This is a genomic window from Conexibacter sp. W3-3-2 (genome assembly GCF_009707605.1).
In the GTDB taxonomy this organism is placed as follows: domain Bacteria; phylum Actinomycetota; class Thermoleophilia; order Solirubrobacterales; family Solirubrobacteraceae; genus Paraconexibacter; species Paraconexibacter algicola.
This window is the reverse complement of sequence record NZ_WLYW01000001.1, coordinates 1,532,678-1,550,498: the sequence shown is the minus strand read 5'-3', so window position 1 is coordinate 1,550,498 and position 17,821 is coordinate 1,532,678. Positions and strand designations below refer to the sequence as shown.

The window sequence follows — 17,821 nt, the reverse complement described above, 5'->3', positions numbered from 1 at the left end:
CGGACGGGGGGCCTCGGCGTGCGGCGGCATCGGCGTGATCCTACGCCTGCACCCGCGTCGCGCCGCCCGCGCAGGCAGTAGCGTGCGCGCCGTGCGCCGACCGATCCTGACCGCCGCCCTCCTGCTCGCCGCGGCGGTCCCCGCCCCGGCGCTCGCGCAGGGCGAGCCGACCATGCCGCTCGACCAGGTGCGCCAGGGGATGCTCTGCCAGGCCTCCTCCGTCGTGCGCGGCACGACGATCTCGACCTTCGACATCGAGGTCCTCGACGTCGTCAGCGGCGACCGCGCCGCGGAGTCCCCGCGGATCCTCTTCCGCGCCTCGGGCCCGGCGATCGACGCGACCGGCATCGGCCCGGGCTTCTCCGGCTCGCCGATCCGCTGCCCGGACGCGGCGGGCACGATGCGGATCATCGGCGCGATCTCCGAGGGGATCGGCGAGTACGGCGGCAAGGTCGCCCTCGCGACGCCGATCGAGCAGATCCTCGGGGAGCCCGTCGACCCGCCCGCCGCGGCCACGCGCAACGCGCCGCTGCTGCGCCGCGCCCGCTCGCTCGACGGCCCGCTGACGATCAGCGGCGTGCCCGCCCCGCTCGCCGCCCGGCTGCGCGCGGCCGCGGCCCGCGCCAAGCGCCCGATCGTGGTGACCGAGGCGCTCGCGCCGCGCTCGGTGTTCGACTTCCCGGTGCAGCCGCTCGTCCCCGGGGCCGCGGTCGCGGTCGGCTACGCCACCGGCGCGGTCACCGTCGGCGCGGTCGGCACCGTCGCCTACGTGGACGGCGACCGCGTGTGGGCCTTCGGCCACCCGCTCGACGGCGTCGGCCGGCGCAACCTGCTGCTGCAGGACGCCTACGTCTACACGGTGATCAACAACCCGGTCGCGTCCGGCGACCTGTCGACCTACAAGCTCGCGGCGCCCGGTCACGCGGTCGGGACGCTCACCAACGACGCCAACAGCGCGGTCGTCGGCCGCGTCGGCGCGCTGCCCACCCGCTTCCCGCTGCGCGTCGTCGCCACCGACCGCGACACCGGCAAGGTCCGCACGCAGGAGACGGTCGTCGCCGACGAGTCGGCGCTCGGCCTCCCGACGGGCGGCTCGCCGCTCGCCCTCACCGCGGTCGCCGCGCTGGGCAACGCGGCCTTCGCGACGCTGAGCGGCGCGCCCGCCCGCCAGTCCGGGTCGCTGTGCCTGCGCGTCGAGGTCCGGGAGCTCCCGAAGCCGATGCGGTTCTGCAACACCTACGTGGGCGGCGGCCCGGGCCCGAACGCGGCGATGCTCGCCGACGTGACCAGCGCGGTCTCGCTGCTCGACTCGTTCGAGTTCGGCACGCTGACGATCACGAAGGTCGAGGCGAACCTGAAGCTCAGCCGCGCCTACCCGCAGGCGTTCATCCGCCGGGCGACCGCACCGGCGTCCGTGCGACGCGGCGGCACGCTGCGCGTGCGGCTGTCGCTGCAGCGCTCGCGTGGGGCGGCGCTCACGCGCACGATCGCGGTGAAGGTCCCGCGCGGCATGCCGACCGGCACGCGCCGCCTGACGCTGACCGGCACCGACCCGGACGCGGGCGCCTCGCTCGGGGACGAGCTGACCGGCGTGCTCGACCTCTCCGACAGCGGCGAGGACACCGAGGAGCAGACGCCCAAGACGGTCGCGCAGCTCGCGACCGCGTTCGGGGCGTTCGGCCGCTACGACGGCATCACGACGAGCTTCCAGCCGCTGACCCAGGAGTCGAGCCCCGAGGACGACCTCGCGGCGCTGCTCGGGGAGGGGGGCGGCTCGAGCCTGCCGTCCGGGCCGGAGGGCGTGGCGCAGCGCCCGCGCGAGACGTTCCGGGATCCGGCGCTGCGGATCGGCGGCTCGGCCACCGTCCGCGTGCGGGTCCTCCCGTAGCCCGACGGCCGCGGGAGGACCGCAGGACCGCCTAGGACAGGCGGTTCTCGATGCCCAGCGGGGCCGGGCCGGCGTCGGCGGCCGGGGCCTCCGCCGGGCCGGCCGGCGCGTCGACGCCGAGGGTCTCGGCGAGCTCGCCGGACTCGTACATCTCGGTCACGATGTCGCAGCCGCCGACGAGCTCGCCGCCGACGAACAGCTGCGGGATGGTCGGCCAGTCGGACAGCGCCGACAGCTCCTGGCGGATGCGCGGGTCGGGCAGGATGTCGACCGCGGCGAACGGCGCGTTCAGCGCCTGGAGGGCGGCGACGGTCCGGGCCGAGAAGCCGCACGCGGGCGCGTCGGGCGTCCCCTTCATGAAGAGGATGACCTGGTTCTCGCGGATCGCCTCGGCGATCGCGTCGCGGATCGGGTTGTCGGACATGGTCACTCCGGGGGTCGGGTCTTGAGCGCCAGGGCGTGGATCGGCCCACCGACCTCGGCGCCGAAGACGTCGTAGACGAGGCGGTGCTGGGCGATGCGGCTGAGGCCCGCGAACTGCGGCGCGACGACCGTCGCGCGGAAGTGGTCCCCGCCACCGGTCCAGTCCTCGACCTCGGCGGTCGAGCCGGGAAGGGCGGCCTCGATGCGGGCCTTGAGCTCATCTGCACTGGGCATTTCTGCGTCCGAGCGTAGCGCAGGCCCGGCGTCGGCCCGCCCCGGGACGCCGGTGCGCGCGACCCCTTCAGGAAGCCGGGAGGGGTCGCTATACTTCGTGAAGCGATGAGCACGACACAGGTCACCTACAACGCCAAGGGCATCACCTTCTCGGAGCTCGGTGCCACGAAGGTCAAGGACTTCCTCGAGCAGCAGCAGGCCGATCTCTCCGTCGCCGGGCTGCGCGTCGGCGTCAAGGGCGGCGGGTGCTCGGGCTTCCAGTACCAGCTCGCCTTCGACGAGCAGCGCGACGGCGACGTCGTGTTCGAGCACTCCGGTCTGCGGATCCTCGTCGACGGCCCGAGCCTCCCGTACGTGGACGGCTCGCAGATCGACTACGTCGAGGCGATGACCGGCGCGGGCTTCCAGGTCGTCAACCCGAACGTCGTGGCCGCGTGCGGCTGCGGGTCCTCGTTCCGCGTCGCGGACGAGGAGGAGGTCAGCGCGGTCTGAGCCGGTTCGCGGGGCGCCTGCGCGCCCTCGCGTCCTGCGCCCTCCTCGCGGGCATCCTCGCGAGCTGCGGGACCACCACGACGGTGGTGCAGCCGCGGCTCGCCCAGCCGACCCCGGAGCGCGTGCCGCAACGGCTCGAGCTCGGGCTCACCGAGTTCAACGCGCCGCTCGTGCGCCCGCCCGGAGACGGGGGAGACCCGGCGTTCACGCCGTTCCGGGAGCGGGCCGCGGCGCTGCGACCGAAGTACATCCGGATCGTCGTCGACTGGTACCGCGTCGGCGCCGCGCTCTCGGGCGACCCCGACCTCGCGATCCCGCAGAACGGCTGCGTGCGCGACATCGCGCCGTGCGAGCCGTTCGCCGGGCTGCGCGACCAGCTCCGCGCGGTCCGCGAGCAGCAGGACGCCGGAGGTGGCTGGGAGGCGGTGGTCGTCATCGCCTGGGTGCCGCCGTGGGCCGCGCTGCCCGCGTCGGGCTGCGAGCGTCCCGGCGCGAGCGAGCGCTCGCGGCCGATCACCGACGCGGGCATGGACGCGTACCGCCGGCTGGTCCGCGCGGTCGCCGCGCTCGGCCGGCAGGAGGGCGTGCCGCTGCGCTGGTGGAGCCCGTACAACGAGCCCAACCACCCCTCGTTCGTCAGCCCGCAGCGCGACGCCTGCGACGCGGCCTCGCCGAGCCGCGCGCCCGCCGTGTACACCCGGTTCGTGCGCGCCGCGCAGGAGGAGCTCGCCCGCCTGGGGGGCGACCGGCGCCTCGTCCTCGGGGAGCTCGCCGGGTTCGCGGGGCCCTCGCCGCGCGGCACCGGGGTCGGGGAGTTCGTGTCCGCGCTCCCCGACGACGTCGCGTGCTCGGGGGCCGTCTGGGCCCAGCACCAGTACGTGCGGCCCGACGGGCGCCAGTTCGACGCGGTCGGCGAGCTCGAGCGCACGCTCGACGCCCGGCCGTGCACGACGGGCAGGCCGGTCTGGGTCACCGAGACCGGGGTCGGCGGCGTGCTCCCCGGCCGCCCGCGCGCGACCGACGACGCGACGCTGCGCGCGCAGTGCCGGGCGCAGTTCGACCAGCTGCTGCGCTGGGACGCCGACGACCGCGTCACCGCGGTCTTCCAGTACACCCTGCGCGACGACCCGATCTACCCGGTCGCGCTGTTCGACCCGGGCCTCACGCGCGCCTGGCCCGTCTACGACGCCTGGCGGGCGTGGGCGGACACGCCCGCGGGCGCGCCGCCGCCGCAACTCCCCCCGTCCTGCAGCTGACAACGTCGTCGCGCGGGGCTACCGTGCGCGCATGGCACTCCGAGATCTGGCCCATCCGTCGACGGCCGTGTCGATCGTCGCGCTCGTCCTTGCCGGCGGGGGCGTCGGCTACGCGGCCGCGACGATCACGAGCGCGGACATCAAGGACGGGACGATCCGCTCCCGCGACGTCCGCGACGGCTCGCTGACCACCGGCGACCTCTCGGCGGCGGCCCGCCGGGCGCTGACAGGGAAGGGGCCGACGGGCGCCGCGGGCCCGCAGGGGCCGGCGGGCGTTCCCGGGGGGACGGGGCCGGCAGGGGCGCCGGGTCAGCGCGGCCCGACCGGGGACACCGGTCCGGCCGGGTCCGCGGTCGCCCTCGAGGCGAGGCGGACCGCGTCGGCGCCGCAGGGCACCGCCCCACTCGTGACGCTCCAGGGCGTCCCCGCCGGGCGGTGGGTCCTGCAGGCGCGGGCGACCGTCGTCACCGACGGCTCCCCGGCCGCCACGCGGACGGTGTCGTGCGTCCTGAAGACCGGGGAGACCGAGGTCGACCGGCAGAACCTGTTCGGGATCGCGTCCAGCTCCAGCGCCTCACCGACGGGCCAGGCGCTGGTGACGCTCGGCGCGCCGACCGACGTGACCTACGCCTGCGAGATCGAGAGCGGCGGCACGGTCGAGCACACGAGCCTGCTGGCGACGCAGGCCCAGACGGTCTCGACCACCGGCAGCTAGCCGGGGACGGCGAGCGTCAGCGCCTCGCCGTCGAGCGCGCTGACCGCCCGCTCGATCGTCGTGTTGATGCAGGTGAAGCTCGGCGTGTCCCGCTCGGTCCAGGCCGAGGACTCGGTCGTCCGCAGCCGCTGCACGAGGTCGAGGAACGCCCCGACGTCGTTCGTGTCGAACGCGACGACGAACTCCTGGTCGTCGAGGCCGAAGCAGTAGGTCGTGTGGTTGTCGACGTTCGGGAACTCCTTCCCGACGCGGATGTGCTCCTGCATGATCCGCCAGCGCTCCTGCGCGTCCAGCGCGTACCAGGCGCGCTGCTTCACGAACGGGTACACGAACAGGTACTTGCCGGTGAACGGGCGCGGCTTCTGGCGCTCCTCGTCGGAGTACTCCGACGTCTTGCGCATCCCGAGGTAGGAGTAGGGGGTGTCGCACCAGCGCATCAGGCCCGACTGCGCGAGCACGACGTGGAACTCGTGGATGCGGTCGAGGTTCTCGGCCTCCGCGACGAGCATCATGTCGGCGTCGCCGCGGGTGCCCACCGTCGAGCACGCCTGCAGCAGGTGGTCCTGACCGAAGTCCTCGCAGGCGGCGAGGAACTCGCGCTTGTGCTCCGCGCGCTCCTCGGCGGGCAGCAGCCGCCAGGCGCGGTCCACCTTCAGGAACGTGTACTTGACGAAGTGCCGATCGGCCATCCTCCAAAAGTACTCCACCCGCGACCGGCCCTATAGTCACGGGCGATGTCCCGCCCCTGCCGCGCGCTGGGCGTCCTCGCCCTCCTGGTCGCGCTCGCGCTGGGGATGGCCGGAGCCGCCGCCGACCCCGCCGCCGCCCAGAAGCCACCGCGGGTCGTGCTGGCCTTCCTGCCGGTCTCGGAGAAGCCCCAGGAGGACCCGGCCGCGCCGCCCGTGTCGATCCTCGACCGGCTCGCCTCGCGGCCGGCGCTCGCGCTCGGCCTGCTGGGCGCCACGCAGGGCACCTACGTGCAGGAGCAGGCGTTCCTGGACATGACCCAGGGGACGCGGACCTCGACGTCGACCTACCGGCCGCGGACGCCGCCCGAGCTGGCCTTCTACCCGGAGGGTCGCGGGGCGCTCTTCCAGCGCTGGCTCGACACGCTCGACCGGGCGGAGACGGCGCCGGCCGAGATCCACCCCGGCCTGCTCGCCTCGCTCGTCCCCGGCGGCGCCACCTACGTCGGCGTGACCGGCCGCCGCCAGCTCGAGGCGATCGTCGCCGCGGACCGTGCGGGCCGCGTCGCGCGGGTGTCGATCGGCAACTCCCGCGACGTCGCCCAGCGGGCCCTGGCCGAGCTGGAGCGCAGCCGCTTCGTCGTCGTCGGCCTGCCGACCGGCCCGCCCGGCGGGATCGCGATGGACGTCCTCATCACCAACCACGAGCCCGGCGACCTGCTGCTCGTCGTGCAGACCCCGCCCGACTACCGCGCCCCGCAGCTGCTGCCCACCGGTGTCCTGGGTCTCGGCACCCCCGGCGGCATCACCTCGCAGACCACGCACCTGGACGGCATCGTCGCCGGCATCGACATCCTCCCGACGGTGCTCGGGCACCTGGGGATCCGCGTCCCCGACGACGTCAAGGGGCAGGACATCACGGTCGGCCGGAAGCTCAGCGCCGGCGAGCTGCAGCAGCTCAAGGAGCGCTTCCGCGTGCTCGGGGCGCGCCGCTTCCCGGCGCTGCAGCTGCTGCTGGTGGTGTGGCTGACGATCGTGCTCGTCGGCGGGGTGATCGCCGACCGGCGCGGCACCCGTGCGGCGCTGCGCATCGGGGCGCTCGGGTTCCTCTGGCTGCTCCCGGTCCTGCTGATCACGGCGTCGCTGACGCCCTCCAAGAGCAACGAGCTGGCGCTGATCGCGATCCTGAGCTTCGGCCTCGGGGCGCTGACCGACCTGCTGGTGAAGTGGCCGCGCGGCCCGATCGTCCCCGGGCTCGTCTGCACCGCCTTCTACACGGTCGACCTGTTCCGCGGGTCCGACCTCATCGTGCAGAGCCTGCTGGGACCCAACCCGCGGTTCGGGTCGCGCTACTACGGGATCGGCAACGAGCTCGAGTCGACGCTGCCGCTGGTCCTGTTCGTCGCGCTGGCGGCGCTGCTGATGGGCCGCGGTCGGTCGCGCACCACGGCGGCGGTGTTCGGCATCGCCGGGGTCCTCTACGCCGGGATCATCGGGGCGGGCCGGCTCGGCGCCGACGTCGGCGGGGTCATCACGATCGGCGTCGGGACCGCGGTCTGCGTCGTGCTGCTGCTCCCCGGGACGCTGACGAAGAAGCGGATCGCGCTCGTGCTCGGCGCCCCGGTCCTCGGCGTCCTCGGCCTGGCCGTCGTCGACCTCCTCACCGGCGGCAACGGGCACTTCACCCGGACCGTGCTGCGGGCGGACGGGGAGAGCGCGATCTGGGACATCGTGCAGCGCCGGTTCGAGCTCGCCGCCGGGGTCTTCGGCCGCGGTCTGATGCCGTTCGCCGCCGGGATCGCCGCGCTCGCCATCGCCTACGCGGTCCGGCACCGCGAGCGCCTCTACGCGCCGCTGGAGGGCGACGAGGTCTGGCGCGCCGGGCTGCTCGGCGGGCTCGGCGCCGCGATCGCCGGCGCGCTGTCGAACGACTCCGGGCCCGTCCTGCTGGTGCTCGGGGTGTTCGTGCTGGCGATCGCCACCGCGTACGTGCGCGGCGATCCGCGACTCGGGCAGCACGACCCGGGTCCGGGAGCCGACGGCGCGACCCGGTAGCATGCCGCGCGATGCGCATCGCGCTCGTGTCCCCCTACTCGTGGACGTATCCGGGGGGCGTGACCCGGCACATCGAGGCTCTGGCGGGGCAGTTCCTGTCGTCCGGGCACGATGTCCGCGTCCTCGCCCCCTACGACCCGTCCGATCGCCTCGCGGAGCGCCTGCACCGCGGGGCCGCACCCGAGCCGCGGGAGGCCCCCGACTACCTGATCCCGCTCGGGCGGACCGTCGGCTTCCCCGCCAACGGCGCGGTGTCGAACCTCGCGGTCACGCCGTACGCGGTGTCGACGATGCGGCGCGAGCTGACCGCCGGGAACTTCGACGTCATCCACGTCCACGAGCCCGTGGCCCCGTACGTCGGCTGGGACGTGCTCTCGCACACGTCGGCGCCGCTCGTGGGGACCTTCCACTGCTACTCGACCGCGCGGGCGACCAACGGCACGGCCGGCACCCTCCTCGGGGCGCGCTGGCGGCTGAACCGCCTGACCGAGCGGATCGCCGTGAGCGAGGCCGCCGCCTGGACCGGGCGCCGCTTCTACGGCGGCCGCTACCGCGTGATCCCCAACGGCGTCGACGTCCCCGCCGAGCCGCTCGCGCTCCACACGGGCCACGCCGACGACGGGCTCCACGTCGTGTTCGTCGGCCAGGCCGTCGAGCGCAAGGGCCTGCCGATCCTGCTGCGCGCCTTCGAGGCGCTGCGCGAGCACGTCCCCGCCCGCCTGACGATCGTCGGCGCCGGCCACGAGGACGTCGCCCCGATCCTCGACGACCTCCGCGGCGTCACCGCGCTCGGGAAGGTCGACGACGCGACGAAGATCGCGGTCCTGCGCAGCGCCGACGTGCTGGCCGCCCCGTCGCTGGGCGGCGAGAGCTTCGGCATGGTGCTCACCGAGGCGTTCGCGGCCGGCACCCCGGTCGTGGCGTCCGACATCGCCGGCTACCAGGACGTCGTCCGCCACGACGTCGACGGCCTGCTCGTGCCGCGCGGCGACGCGGTGGCGCTGGCCGCCGCCCTGCGTGAGCTCGCGCTCGACCCGGCCCGCCGCCGGGCGATGGGCGCCGCCGCGGCCGAGCACGCGCAGCGGTACTCCTGGTCGCGCGTCGCCACCGAGGTCCTGGAGACCTACGAGGACGCAATCGCCCGGCCGGAGCCCGTCACCCTCCCGCAGCGCGTCGGCGTGCGCGTCGGCGCGATCCCCGCCGACCTCGGTCCGCGCGTCCCCGCGCGCCGCCTCGCCTCGATGGAGCCCGCGCCGCCGCAGGGCGCGCCGCGTCGCGGCGCCGTGCTCGCGCGCCGCGCCGCGCTCGCCGTCGCCACCGTCGGCGGCGTCGGCCTCGCCGCGATGGCGCTGCAGCGGATCGGCGTCGAGCGCGTCAGCGCGTCGCTGCTGGACAGCTCGCCGACCTGGGTGCTCGTCGCGCTCGGGCTGATGTGCCTGTCCATGGTCGTGCGCGCGGTCAGCTGGACCGCGATCCTCCGCGCGGCGCTGCCGGACACCCCGGCGCGCTACGCCGACGCGATGCAGGGCACGTTCATCGGCGTGCTCATGTCCGCGACGCTGCCCGCCCGCCTGGGCGAGCCCGCGCGCGCGATGATCGTCGCGCGCCGCCTGGGCAGCGCCCGCGGCACGCTCCCCGCGGTCGTCGGCACGCTCGTCTCGCAGACGCTGCTGAACATCCTGGCGCTCGTGATCCTCGGGATCGTCATGTTCTCGTCGGTCGGCTACTTCCGCGGCAACCAGAGCGCGCTCGTGCTGTTCACGGTCGCCCCGCTGGTCGTGCTGCTCGTCGTGCTCGCAGCCCCTGCGCTGCTGCGGGGCGGCCTGCCGTCGCGGTCCAAGCGGATCGAGACGTTCCTGCTGAAGGCCCGCGGTGCGCTCGTGCAGGTTCGTGGTGGCCTGGCGGTGTTCCGCCGGCCGCGCGCGGCGGCGATCGCCACCAGCGCGCAGCTCACCGCCTGGGTGATCCAATGGATCGCCTGCTACGTGCTGCTCGTCGCGTTCGGCCTCGATGGCGAGGCCGGGATCGGCGCGGCGGCCGCGGTGCTGTTCGCCGTCAACGTGACCGCCGTGCTGCCGGCCACGCCGTCGAACCTCGGCGTGTTCCAGGCCGCGTGCGTCGCGGTCCTCTCCGGCGCCTATGGCGTCAGCTACGCCGACGCGCTCGGCTACGGGCTCGTCCTGCAGGCCGTCGAGATCGCGACCGCGATCATCATGGGCGCTCCGGCGCTCGTGAAGGAAGGCGTCAGCTGGGGCGACGTCCGGATGCGCGCGATGCACGCCACCCCGGTGGAGCTGCCGCCGCTGCCGCACTACGCCCGCAAGGGCGAGACGCTCGAGTTCGAGGTCTGAGCGTGCGCCCGTCGGGCGGGCTCGCGGCGCTCGCGTTCGCGGGGGTGCTCGTGGCCGGCTGTGGCGGCGACACGGTCCGCGTGCTGGACGAGGCCGCGCTCGAGCGGGCGATCGCCGCGGACCTGGAACGGCAGACCGCGGAGCGCCCGGCGGTGCGGTGCCCGGAGGACCGTCCGGCCCGGGCGGGCACGACGTTCCGCTGCGGCCTGCGCCTCGACGACGGCAGCGCGGCGGCGGTGCAGGTCACGGTGCTCGACGGCGACGGGGGATTCCGCTTCGCCCTGCAGCGCCCCGGGACGCCGACCGGCCCGACCGGCCCGACCGGCCCGACCGGCCCGACCGGCCCGACCGGCCTGACCGGCGCCGGGACCGCCGGATGACCGGGCGGCCGGACGCCTGGGTCTACCTCCTGCGCTGCGGGGACGGCAGCCTCTACTGCGGCTGGACCGTCGACCTCGACGCCCGGCTCGCCGTCCACGCCGCCGGTCGCGGCGCGAAGTACACCCGCAGCCGGCTGCCGGTCGAGCTCGTCTGGGCCGCGCCCCAGGAGGACCGCGCGGCCGCGATGCGCGAGGAACGTCGCATCAAGCGCCTGTCGCGAACGGAGAAGCTGGCGCTGCTGGACTCGCCGAGCGGTCAGACGTCCAGAGCACCACATTGCGGGTCAAGTCGCGGTTCCGACGCGCCGATCGACCCCGCATGCGCCGCACCGTCAGGGGACTCCCAGCCATCATCGCCCTCTCGCTCTGCGCGTCCGGGCTGACCGCGGGCGCGGCCGACGCGTCACGCTGCGACCAGCGCGGCACCCGCGGCGTCGACCGCCTGATCGGCGGCTGGAACGCCGACTACCTCTGTGGCCTGGGCGGCAACGACCTGCTGCGCGGCTACACGCACAACGACATCCTCGACGGCGGCTCGGGCGACGATCGCCTCAGCGGCGGCTCCGGCAACGACCGGATGCTGGGCGGCCCCGGCGACGACACGGTCGGCAACGGCGCCGACTTCGCGGCAGAGCGCGGCGACGACCTCCTCGACGGCGGCGACGGCAACGACGTCCTCAACGCCGGCCAGGGCGACGACGTCGTCACCGGCGGGTCGGGCGACGACACGATCCGGATGGGCTTCGGGGACGACGTCAGCGCCCACGGTGGCCCGGGCATCGACCGCATCTACGGCGAGACCGGCAACGACGGCTCGAAGGTCGACGGCGGCGGCCTCTACGGGGGGGCGCAGGACGACTTCATCTCCGGTGGCGGCGGCGACGACCACCTCTACGGCGACGGCGACGACGGCGCCCCGGGCAACGACATCCTCCTCGGCGGCGGCGGCCAGGACGTGCTCGAGGGCGGACCGGGCGATGACCTCCTGATCGGCGGCAAGGGCGGCGACCTCGTCGACGGCGGCGAGGGCAACGACGTCCTCGTCGGCAACTCGGGCGCCGACGAGCTGATCGGCGGCCCGGGAGACGACCTGATCTGGGCGATGGACTTCAAGCCGAACTCCACCGAGCTCATCGTCCCGGGCGAGTTCTCCGCCCCCGGCGACAACCGCATCGACTGCGGCGACGGCAACGACATGGTGATCCTCGACGTGCAGGACACCGACGCCTCGGTGGCCAACTGCGAGTTCTCGATCGTGCTGCGCTCCGACCGCTCCTACTGCTCGCCGGTGGCGCGCTGGCTCGTCAGCGGCCCGAAGAAGGCGGGTGCCCTGTCGCTCGGCCAGTACCCGCCGAACAGCAACAAGGTCCTGCAGACGGCGTCGGCCTTCCCGGAGAAGCCCGCCCTGCCCGTCGACGAGACCACGATGAAGAGCTGCGCGGACTACTCGCAGCGCTTCCTCATGGATCCGACGGAGGACGGCCGGCCCAACCTGCGAGGCACCGACGGCCCCGACGTCCTGTCGGCGCTGCTGCCGAACCTGGCCCGGGCGCTGCAGCCCGACGGCACGTTCCCGCCCGCCCCGAGCCCCGACGGCGCGACGATCTTCAACGCGGGCGACGGGGACGACACGATCACCGGCTCCGAGGGCGCCGACACCGTGCTCGGCGGTCCCGGCGACGACATGATCCGCGCCGGCGGCGGCGACGACGGCTCGCTGGAGGGCGAGGCGGGCAACGACGAGATCTACGGCGGCGAGGGTGATGACCTCTTGTTCGGCAGGACGGGCGACGACCTGCTGTTCGGCGAGGGCGGGGACGACTACCTCGAGGGCGGACGCGGCGACGACGGCCTCTCCGGCGGGGCCGGCGACGACTCGCTGTTCGCGGGCTTCGGCAAGGACCGCCTGAAGGGCGGGACCGGCAACGACCGCCTGTTCAGCTACGACGGCGAGCGCGACATCGTCGACTGCGGCCCGGGCGACGACGTCGCCGAGGTCGACAAGCGCGACGTGGTCCGGGGCTGCGAGACGCTGATCACGCCGACCTCCAAGGCGCAGGCCAGCAAGAAGCGCAAGAAGGCCGCCCGCCGCCGCTAGGCGCCCCGGGGACGCGGGCGGACGGACGGACGGGAGCACGCGCCGTCCGCCGACCCGGACGACGCTCAGGCCCGCAGCGACTCCTTGCCGCCGACAACGACGCGGCGCAGCTCGCCGGTCTCCTCGTCGGGGGCGTAGGCGCCCATCTCGCGCAGGGGCGGCGAGTAGGCGTGGATGGTGACGGCGGGCCCGTCCCCGGCATGCCGGACGCGGTGGATCGCGCGCGACGGCACGGTGACCGTGTCGCCGGGCCGGTAGGTCGTGCCGACCGCGCCCTGCAGCGACAGGCGCTCCTCGCGGACCGCGCCCTCCACGACGGTGATCGCGGCGGCCGCGTCGTCGTGGTCGTGGAAGCCGGTGTCGTGGCCGGGCAGCCAGCAGATGAGCCAGACCTCGACGCTGTCGTCGCGGCGCAACTCGATGCAGACCCGGTCGGCGCCCGGCTCGTGCCGGACGCGGTCGCGCCACCCGTCCGGGGCGGCGGCGAGCTCGTCGACGAGCTGCTGCAGCTCGGCGGGGGAGAGGGCGGTCAGCGCGCTCATGCCGCCACCCAGGCGGTCCCGAGGAGCCGGTCGGCGTTGTCGCCGCGGGCGAGCAGCAGCGCATCGGTGCCCAGGCCGCTCCAGGGGTCGGTGTCCGCCTGCACGACCGGCGCGTCGGTGCCGTGGACGAGCTGCCCGGTGCCGACGGCGCAGGCGATCTGCCGCAGCGCGCGCGGACCGTAGGAGGACGGCTCGTAGAAGCTCAGCGGATCGGTCGCGCCGACCGCGAGGCCGCCAGGCGCGGCGTGCCGCTCGGCGTGCAGCGGGGCGAGACCGGCGAGGAACGACCAGACGACGCGCAGCCGCGGCAGCGCGGGGCGCCCGAACGCGGCGAACGCGTGCCAGGCGTCGTGGACGTCGTGGACGTAGCGGGTCGTCGGCAGCCACCAGGCGGCCTGCACGGTCGCCGCGGGGTGCCCGCGCCAGGGCGCCGGCCCGGGGTGCACGAACAGGGGGGCCAGCCGCGACTCGAGGCGCTCCAGCAGCGGCAGGACGCGCTCGACGCCGACGGGGTCGGCGAGCGCGGAGGCGGGCAGGCAGACGCCGACCGCGCCGGCGTCGAGGACGTGGTCGACCTCGGCCGGGTCGGGCTGGTCGAGGCTGACGGCACCCCAGCCACCGAGCTCGTCGGGCAGCGTGGCGATCGCGTCGGTCCAGGCGTCCAGGAGCGGCCGCGCCTGTGACGCGGGGAGCGACTCGATGCCCCAGACGCTCGACAGCGCCACGAGTGCGCGGTGCAGCCCGGCGTCGCGGACGGCCTGGGCACGGTCCTCGGGCTCGCCGCTGTGCGGGGGCAGCAGGAAGTCGTGCTCGCCCGGGATCGAGACGCGCCAGACGCCGTGGTCCCACCGGGCGCACGGCGGCGTCGTGCGGGCGGCGAGCAGCTCGAGCAGGGGCTCGGGCCAGAGGTGCTGGTGGACGTCGATCCCGGACATGGGACCTAATCTACACAAACATGATTGGAATTGCAGGATTAGGCGCTCCTGCGGGCGCGGGCGGGGTCGGGTCCGCCGCGGCGGACCGGACCCCGGGTCCGACCTCAGGCGCTGGCGGGCGCCTGCTCCTCCTCGACCGCGCCCTCGCGCGGGTCGTCCTCCGGCAGCGCGACGGCGTCCGAGAACAGCGAGGGATCGCGGGGCGAGCCCTTGATCACGTCGTCGGGCGAGCCGTCCGGCAGGAAGCGGCCGTTGCGCATGCCGTAGTAGATCGCCTGCGGGTGGTGCAGCACCATCGCGAGCGTCGACTGCTCCGGGATCGGCGCGTGCCCGTCGGAGATCGACATCCCGACCTGCGACAGCGTCAGCAGCTCGTCGACCTTGTCGTGGTCGCTCTGGTCCGGGATCGCGGGGTAGCCCCACGACAGCCGGCGGCCCTGCGTGGCCGGGATGCCCAGCCAGTTGCGGACCTTCCAGTGCAGCCACTCCGACAGGCCCTCGGCCGTCTGGACCCCGAGGCCGTGGACGAACAGCTGCTCGGCGAACTCGCCGTCCGCCTCGAGCTTGGCCATCAGCTCGGTGACCTCGTCGCCGACCGTCAGCGCCTGCACGGCGATCACGTCGAGCTCGCCGCTCTCCTTGGACCGGAAGAAGTCCGCGGTGCAGAGCCGGTCGCCCTTGGGCTGGCGCGGTGTGACGAAGCGGGTCAGCTCCGTCTCGCGGTCCTGCGGGTCGAGCACGACGATGTCGTTGCCCTCCGCGTAGCAGGGGAAGAAGCCCAGCAGCGCCCGCGGGTGCAGGTAGTCCTGCTCACGCCACATGCGCTCGAGCTTCGGGCGGAAGCCCTCCTCCTCGTCGTCACCGTTGAGAAGCTTCTCCCACGCCTCGCCCTTGATGCCGCGTCCGCCCCAGTGGAGCTTGAACAGCACGTGGGTGTCGAGGTGGGCGTAGAGCTCGTCCATGTCGACCGGGATCTCCTGCACGCCCCAGAACGGGGGCTCGGGGACCGGGTTGTCCTGCGCGACCGGGGAGCGCACGGAGCTGTCGGAGTAGTCGAGGTCCTCGTCCGGGTCCTCGCCCTTCTCGCGGAACGCGATCGCCTCGGTCCGCAGCTTCTCGCGCAGCGCGCGACGCGGCTCCTCCTCGACGAGCTGGTCCATCACGGCGAGGCCCTCGAAGGCGTCCTTGCAGTAGTAGAGGCCGGGCTCGTACTGCTCGGAGGACTCCTTGCCGCCGGGGTGCAGGGCGCGGAAGCTGAACGCGCGGTTGATCGCCGCGCCGCCGATGAGCACGGGGTACTCCAGGCCCTTGGCCTGCAGCTCCTGGACGACCAGCGGCATCTGCTTGGAGGTCGACACCAGCAGCGCCGACAGGCCGATCGCGGTCGCGTCGTGCTCGACGGCCGCGTCGATGATCGTGCCGACCGGCACCTGCTTGCCGAGGTCGACGACCGTGTAGCCGTTGTTCGTGAGGATCGTGTTGACGAGCGACTTGCCGATGTCGTGCACGTCGCCGAACACGGTCGCCAGGACGACGGTGCCCTTCGTGTAGCCCTCGATGCGGTCGAGGTAGTTCTCGAGCTGCGCGACGGCGCGCTTCATGACCTCGGCGGACTGCAGGACGAACGGCAGGATCAGCTCGCCGGCGCCGAACTTGTCGCCGACCTCCTTCATCGCCGGCAGCAGCACGTCGTTGAGCGTCGGCACGGCGCCGATCTGCTCGACCGACTTGTCGATCTGCGCCTCGACGCCGTCGCGCTTGCGCCGCAGGATGTGCCAGTGCAGCGCCTCCTGCGGGGTCATCTCCGCGGTCGGGTCGGCGGCGCCGCCGGCCTCCTCGGACTCGCCCTTGGACTCGAAGTGGTTGATCAGCCGCTCGAGCGCGTCGTCGCGGCGGTTGTAGATCAGGTCGTCGGCGAGCTCGCGCTCCTCCTGCGGGATCTCGCCGTACGGCGTGATGTGGTTCGGGTTGACCATCGCGAGGTCGAGCCCGGCCTCCACGCAGTGGTGCAGGAACACCGAGTTGATGACCGCGCGCGCGGCCGGCCCGACGCCGAAGGAGACGTTGGAGACGCCGAGCGAGGTCTTCACGCCGGGCAGCGCGGCCTTGACGTCGCGGATGCCGTTGATCGTCTCGATCGCCGACGGCTTCCACTCCTCGTCACCGGTGGTCAGCGTGAACGTGAGGACGTCGAAGATCAGCAGCTCGGGGTCGAGCCCGTGGTCGTCGACGCAGATCTCGTAGATCTTCTTGGCGATCTCGACCTTCCGCTCGGCGGTCTTGGCCATGCCGACCTCGTCGATCGTCAGCGCGATCACGGCGGCGCCGTGCTGGATCGCGAGCGGCACGACGACGTCGGCCTTGTCGCGGCCGGCCTCGAGGTTGATCGAGTTGACGATCGCGCGGCCCGGCGTCTGCTCGAGCGCGAGCTTGATGACCTCCGGCTCGGTGGAGTCGATCTGCACCGGGGCGGGCTGGGTCAGCGAGACGCGCTTGACGACCTCGCGCATCTGCTCGTCCTCGTCGGTGCGCTCGGTCAGCGCGACGCAGAGGTCGAGCACGTGGGCGCCGCCCTCGACCTGGTCCTCGGCGACGCGGACGAGGCCGTCGTAGTCGTCGTTGAGGAGCATCTCCTTCGCCGCGCGCGAGCCCTGCGAGTTGACGCGCTCGCCGACGAGCGTCGGCGCGGGCTCCTGCACGAGCGGGGTGGAGGTGATCATCGACGACACGCGCGGCGGGCCCGGCGCCGGCCGGCTGAAGTCGGTGCGCTCGACGCTCTTGGCCGCCTGCGCGATCGCGGTGATGTGCGCGGGCGTGGTGCCGCAGCAGCCGCCGACGACCGACACGCCGTACTGCTCGATGAAGTCCTTCAGCGTGTCCGCGAGCGGCTGCGGCTCCTCGGGGAAGATCGTCTCCCCGTCGGGGCCCTGGAACGGGATGCCCGCGTTGGGAATGCAGTGGATCGGGACCGTGCAGTGCTCGCCGAGGTAGCGGACCGCGTCGCGCATGTCCTCGGGGCCGGAGGAGCAGTTCAGGCCGATGACGTCGACCTTCAGCGCCTCGAGCGTCGTGAGCATCGAGGCGATGTCGGTGCCGAGCAGCATCGTGCCGCCGTTGGGCAGGACGAACGCGGAGACCTGGATCGGCACGGTGCGGCCGACCTTCGCCATCGCGGCGCGGGCGCCGAAGACGGCGGCCTTGGTCTCGAGGATGTCCTGCTGGGTCTCGATGATGAAGAGGTCGACGCCGCCCAGCAGCAGGCCCTCGCACTGCTCGGCGAAGACGTCGACGAGCTTCTGGAAGCTGATGTTGCCGAGCGTCGGGTCGTCGGAGGCGGGGAGGAAGCCGGTCGGGCCGACCGACCCGGCGACGAATCGCTCCTCGCCGACCGCCTTGCGGGCGATCTCGGCGGCGCGCTGGTTGATCTCGAGCGTGTGGTCCTCCAGGCCCCACTCCTCGAGCTTCAGCCGGCTGGCCTGGAAGGTGTCGGTCTCGACGGCCTCGGCGCCGGCCTCGACCATCGAGCGGTGGACCTGCTCGATGACGTCGGGGCGGTTGAGGACGAGCGCCTCGTGCGCGCGTCCGGGCAGCTTGTAGTCGTCCTCGAGGGAGAGGTCCATCTCCTCCAGCAGGGCGCCCATGCTGCCGTCGAAGACGACGACCCGGGACTTGGCGGCGGCGAGGAAGTCACGCATTGCCCCCGACTCTAGCACCGAGCGCCCCAACCTTGACACGATCGCGTCAAGGTTCGCGGGGGTCTCACATC

15 protein-coding genes are annotated in these 17,821 nt (G+C 73.9%); 9 read left to right on the top strand and 6 right to left on the bottom strand.

What is annotated here, in order from left to right; translation table 11 throughout:
* Positions 1–91: 91 nt before the first annotated feature.
* A complete protein-coding gene (locus tag GKE82_RS07645) occupies positions 92–1,888 on the top strand; it encodes a hypothetical protein (RefSeq protein WP_154732894.1) in 1,797 nt (598 codons plus the stop codon).
* Between the two features lie 31 nt (positions 1,889–1,919).
* Here the strand turns inward: GKE82_RS07645 and grxD are convergent, their stop codons facing one another.
* Positions 1,920–2,312: a Grx4 family monothiol glutaredoxin gene (gene grxD / locus GKE82_RS07640; protein WP_154732893.1), complete on the bottom strand. Its 393-nt coding sequence runs from the start codon at positions 2,310–2,312 to the stop codon at positions 1,920–1,922.
* Between the two features lie 2 nt (positions 2,313–2,314).
* Positions 2,315–2,545 (bottom strand): BolA family protein, encoded by a 231-nt coding sequence (locus GKE82_RS07635; protein ID WP_107570315.1) that lies wholly within the window; start codon positions 2,543–2,545, stop codon positions 2,315–2,317.
* Positions 2,546–2,650: 105 nt separating this feature from the next.
* On the opposite strand from GKE82_RS07635, the gene GKE82_RS07630 reads away from it, so the two are divergent.
* Genes GKE82_RS07630 through GKE82_RS07620 form a run of 3 tightly spaced genes read left to right on the top strand, consistent with a single transcriptional unit; the run spans position 2,651 to position 5,008 of the window.
* Positions 2,651–3,037, top strand: coding sequence for an iron-sulfur cluster assembly accessory protein (locus GKE82_RS07630; RefSeq protein WP_107570314.1), 387 nt, complete (start codon positions 2,651–2,653; stop codon positions 3,035–3,037).
* Positions 2,980–4,293: a hypothetical protein gene (locus tag GKE82_RS07625; protein WP_196189107.1), complete on the top strand. Its 1,314-nt coding sequence runs from the start codon at positions 2,980–2,982 to the stop codon at positions 4,291–4,293. The genes GKE82_RS07630 and GKE82_RS07625 overlap by 58 nt, the downstream gene beginning before the upstream one ends.
* 31 nt (positions 4,294–4,324) lie before the next feature.
* Positions 4,325–5,008 (top strand): hypothetical protein, encoded by a 684-nt coding sequence (locus GKE82_RS07620; RefSeq protein WP_154732891.1) that lies wholly within the window; start codon positions 4,325–4,327, stop codon positions 5,006–5,008.
* On the opposite strand, the gene GKE82_RS07615 is transcribed toward GKE82_RS07620, so the two are convergent.
* Complete coding sequence (locus tag GKE82_RS07615) at positions 5,005–5,697, bottom strand: chlorite dismutase family protein (RefSeq protein ID WP_107570312.1); 693 nt, start codon at positions 5,695–5,697, stop codon at positions 5,005–5,007. The two genes, GKE82_RS07620 and GKE82_RS07615, sit on opposite strands and share 4 nt — an antisense overlap.
* A 45-nt stretch (positions 5,698–5,742) precedes the next feature.
* Here GKE82_RS07615 and GKE82_RS07610 point away from each other — a divergent pair, with 45 nt between their 5' ends.
* The 5 genes from GKE82_RS07610 to GKE82_RS07590 are packed head-to-tail and all read left to right on the top strand — an operon-like array spanning position 5,743 to position 12,578.
* Positions 5,743–7,749 carry a hypothetical protein gene (locus tag GKE82_RS07610; RefSeq protein ID WP_154732890.1) on the top strand — a complete coding sequence of 669 codons (2,007 nt, stop codon included), beginning with the start codon at positions 5,743–5,745 and terminating at the stop codon, positions 7,747–7,749.
* An 11-nt stretch (positions 7,750–7,760) separates the two neighbouring features.
* Positions 7,761–10,100 carry a lysylphosphatidylglycerol synthase domain-containing protein gene (locus GKE82_RS07605; protein WP_107570310.1) on the top strand — a complete coding sequence of 780 codons (2,340 nt, stop codon included), beginning with the start codon at positions 7,761–7,763 and terminating at the stop codon, positions 10,098–10,100.
* 2 nt (positions 10,101–10,102) lie between these two features.
* A complete protein-coding gene (locus GKE82_RS26855; protein WP_196189106.1) occupies positions 10,103–10,480 on the top strand; it encodes a DUF4333 domain-containing protein in 378 nt (125 codons plus the stop codon).
* On the top strand, positions 10,477–10,863 hold the full coding sequence (locus tag GKE82_RS07595) for a GIY-YIG nuclease family protein (protein ID WP_107570308.1): 387 nt from the start codon (positions 10,477–10,479) through the stop codon (positions 10,861–10,863). The genes GKE82_RS26855 and GKE82_RS07595 overlap by 4 nt, the downstream gene beginning before the upstream one ends.
* The gene (locus tag GKE82_RS07590; RefSeq protein ID WP_154732888.1) at positions 10,800–12,578 is read left to right on the top strand and encodes a calcium-binding protein; all 1,779 of its coding nucleotides are present in this window, start codon (positions 10,800–10,802) and stop codon (positions 12,576–12,578) included. Before GKE82_RS07595 ends, GKE82_RS07590 begins: the two co-directional genes overlap by 64 nt.
* 65 nt (positions 12,579–12,643) lie before the next feature.
* Here the strand turns inward: GKE82_RS07590 and GKE82_RS07585 are convergent, their stop codons facing one another.
* From GKE82_RS07585 to GKE82_RS07575, 3 genes are all read right to left on the bottom strand, one after another.
* Complete coding sequence (locus GKE82_RS07585; RefSeq protein ID WP_107570306.1) at positions 12,644–13,120, bottom strand: cysteine dioxygenase family protein; 477 nt, start codon at positions 13,118–13,120, stop codon at positions 12,644–12,646.
* Positions 13,117–14,055 (bottom strand): amidohydrolase family protein, encoded by a 939-nt coding sequence (locus GKE82_RS07580; RefSeq protein WP_154732887.1) that lies wholly within the window; start codon positions 14,053–14,055, stop codon positions 13,117–13,119. Before GKE82_RS07580 ends, GKE82_RS07585 begins: the two co-directional genes overlap by 4 nt.
* 104 nt (positions 14,056–14,159) lie before the next feature.
* Positions 14,160–17,750, bottom strand: a complete 3,591-nt coding sequence (locus tag GKE82_RS07575) for a homocysteine S-methyltransferase family protein (RefSeq protein ID WP_154732886.1) — start codon at positions 17,748–17,750, stop codon at positions 14,160–14,162.
* Positions 17,751–17,821 lie beyond the last annotated feature (71 nt).

What these genes read in the sequence shown, in the direction of transcription:
- GKE82_RS07590 (WP_154732888.1), top strand. Translation starts at nt 10,800, where the DNA reads ATGCGCCGCACCGTCAGGGGACTCCCAGCCATCATCGCCCTCTCGCTC.
- GKE82_RS07620 (WP_154732891.1), top strand. Translation starts at nt 4,325, where the DNA reads ATGGCACTCCGAGATCTGGCCCATCCGTCGACGGCCGTGTCGATCGTC.
- grxD (WP_154732893.1), bottom strand. Translation starts at nt 2,312, where the DNA reads ATGTCCGACAACCCGATCCGCGACGCGATCGCCGAGGCGATCCGCGAG.
- GKE82_RS07635 (WP_107570315.1), bottom strand. Translation starts at nt 2,545, where the DNA reads ATGCCCAGTGCAGATGAGCTCAAGGCCCGCATCGAGGCCGCCCTTCCC.
- GKE82_RS07615 (WP_107570312.1), bottom strand. Translation starts at nt 5,697, where the DNA reads ATGGCCGATCGGCACTTCGTCAAGTACACGTTCCTGAAGGTGGACCGC.
- GKE82_RS07580 (WP_154732887.1), bottom strand. Translation starts at nt 14,055, where the DNA reads ATGTCCGGGATCGACGTCCACCAGCACCTCTGGCCCGAGCCCCTGCTC.
- GKE82_RS07610 (WP_154732890.1), top strand. Translation starts at nt 5,743, where the DNA reads ATGTCCCGCCCCTGCCGCGCGCTGGGCGTCCTCGCCCTCCTGGTCGCG.
- GKE82_RS07575 (WP_154732886.1), bottom strand. Translation starts at nt 17,750, where the DNA reads ATGCGTGACTTCCTCGCCGCCGCCAAGTCCCGGGTCGTCGTCTTCGAC.
- GKE82_RS07595 (WP_107570308.1), top strand. Translation starts at nt 10,477, where the DNA reads ATGACCGGGCGGCCGGACGCCTGGGTCTACCTCCTGCGCTGCGGGGAC.
- GKE82_RS07605 (WP_107570310.1), top strand. Translation starts at nt 7,761, where the DNA reads ATGCGCATCGCGCTCGTGTCCCCCTACTCGTGGACGTATCCGGGGGGC.
- GKE82_RS07585 (WP_107570306.1), bottom strand. Translation starts at nt 13,120, where the DNA reads ATGAGCGCGCTGACCGCCCTCTCCCCCGCCGAGCTGCAGCAGCTCGTC.
- GKE82_RS07630 (WP_107570314.1), top strand. Translation starts at nt 2,651, where the DNA reads ATGAGCACGACACAGGTCACCTACAACGCCAAGGGCATCACCTTCTCG.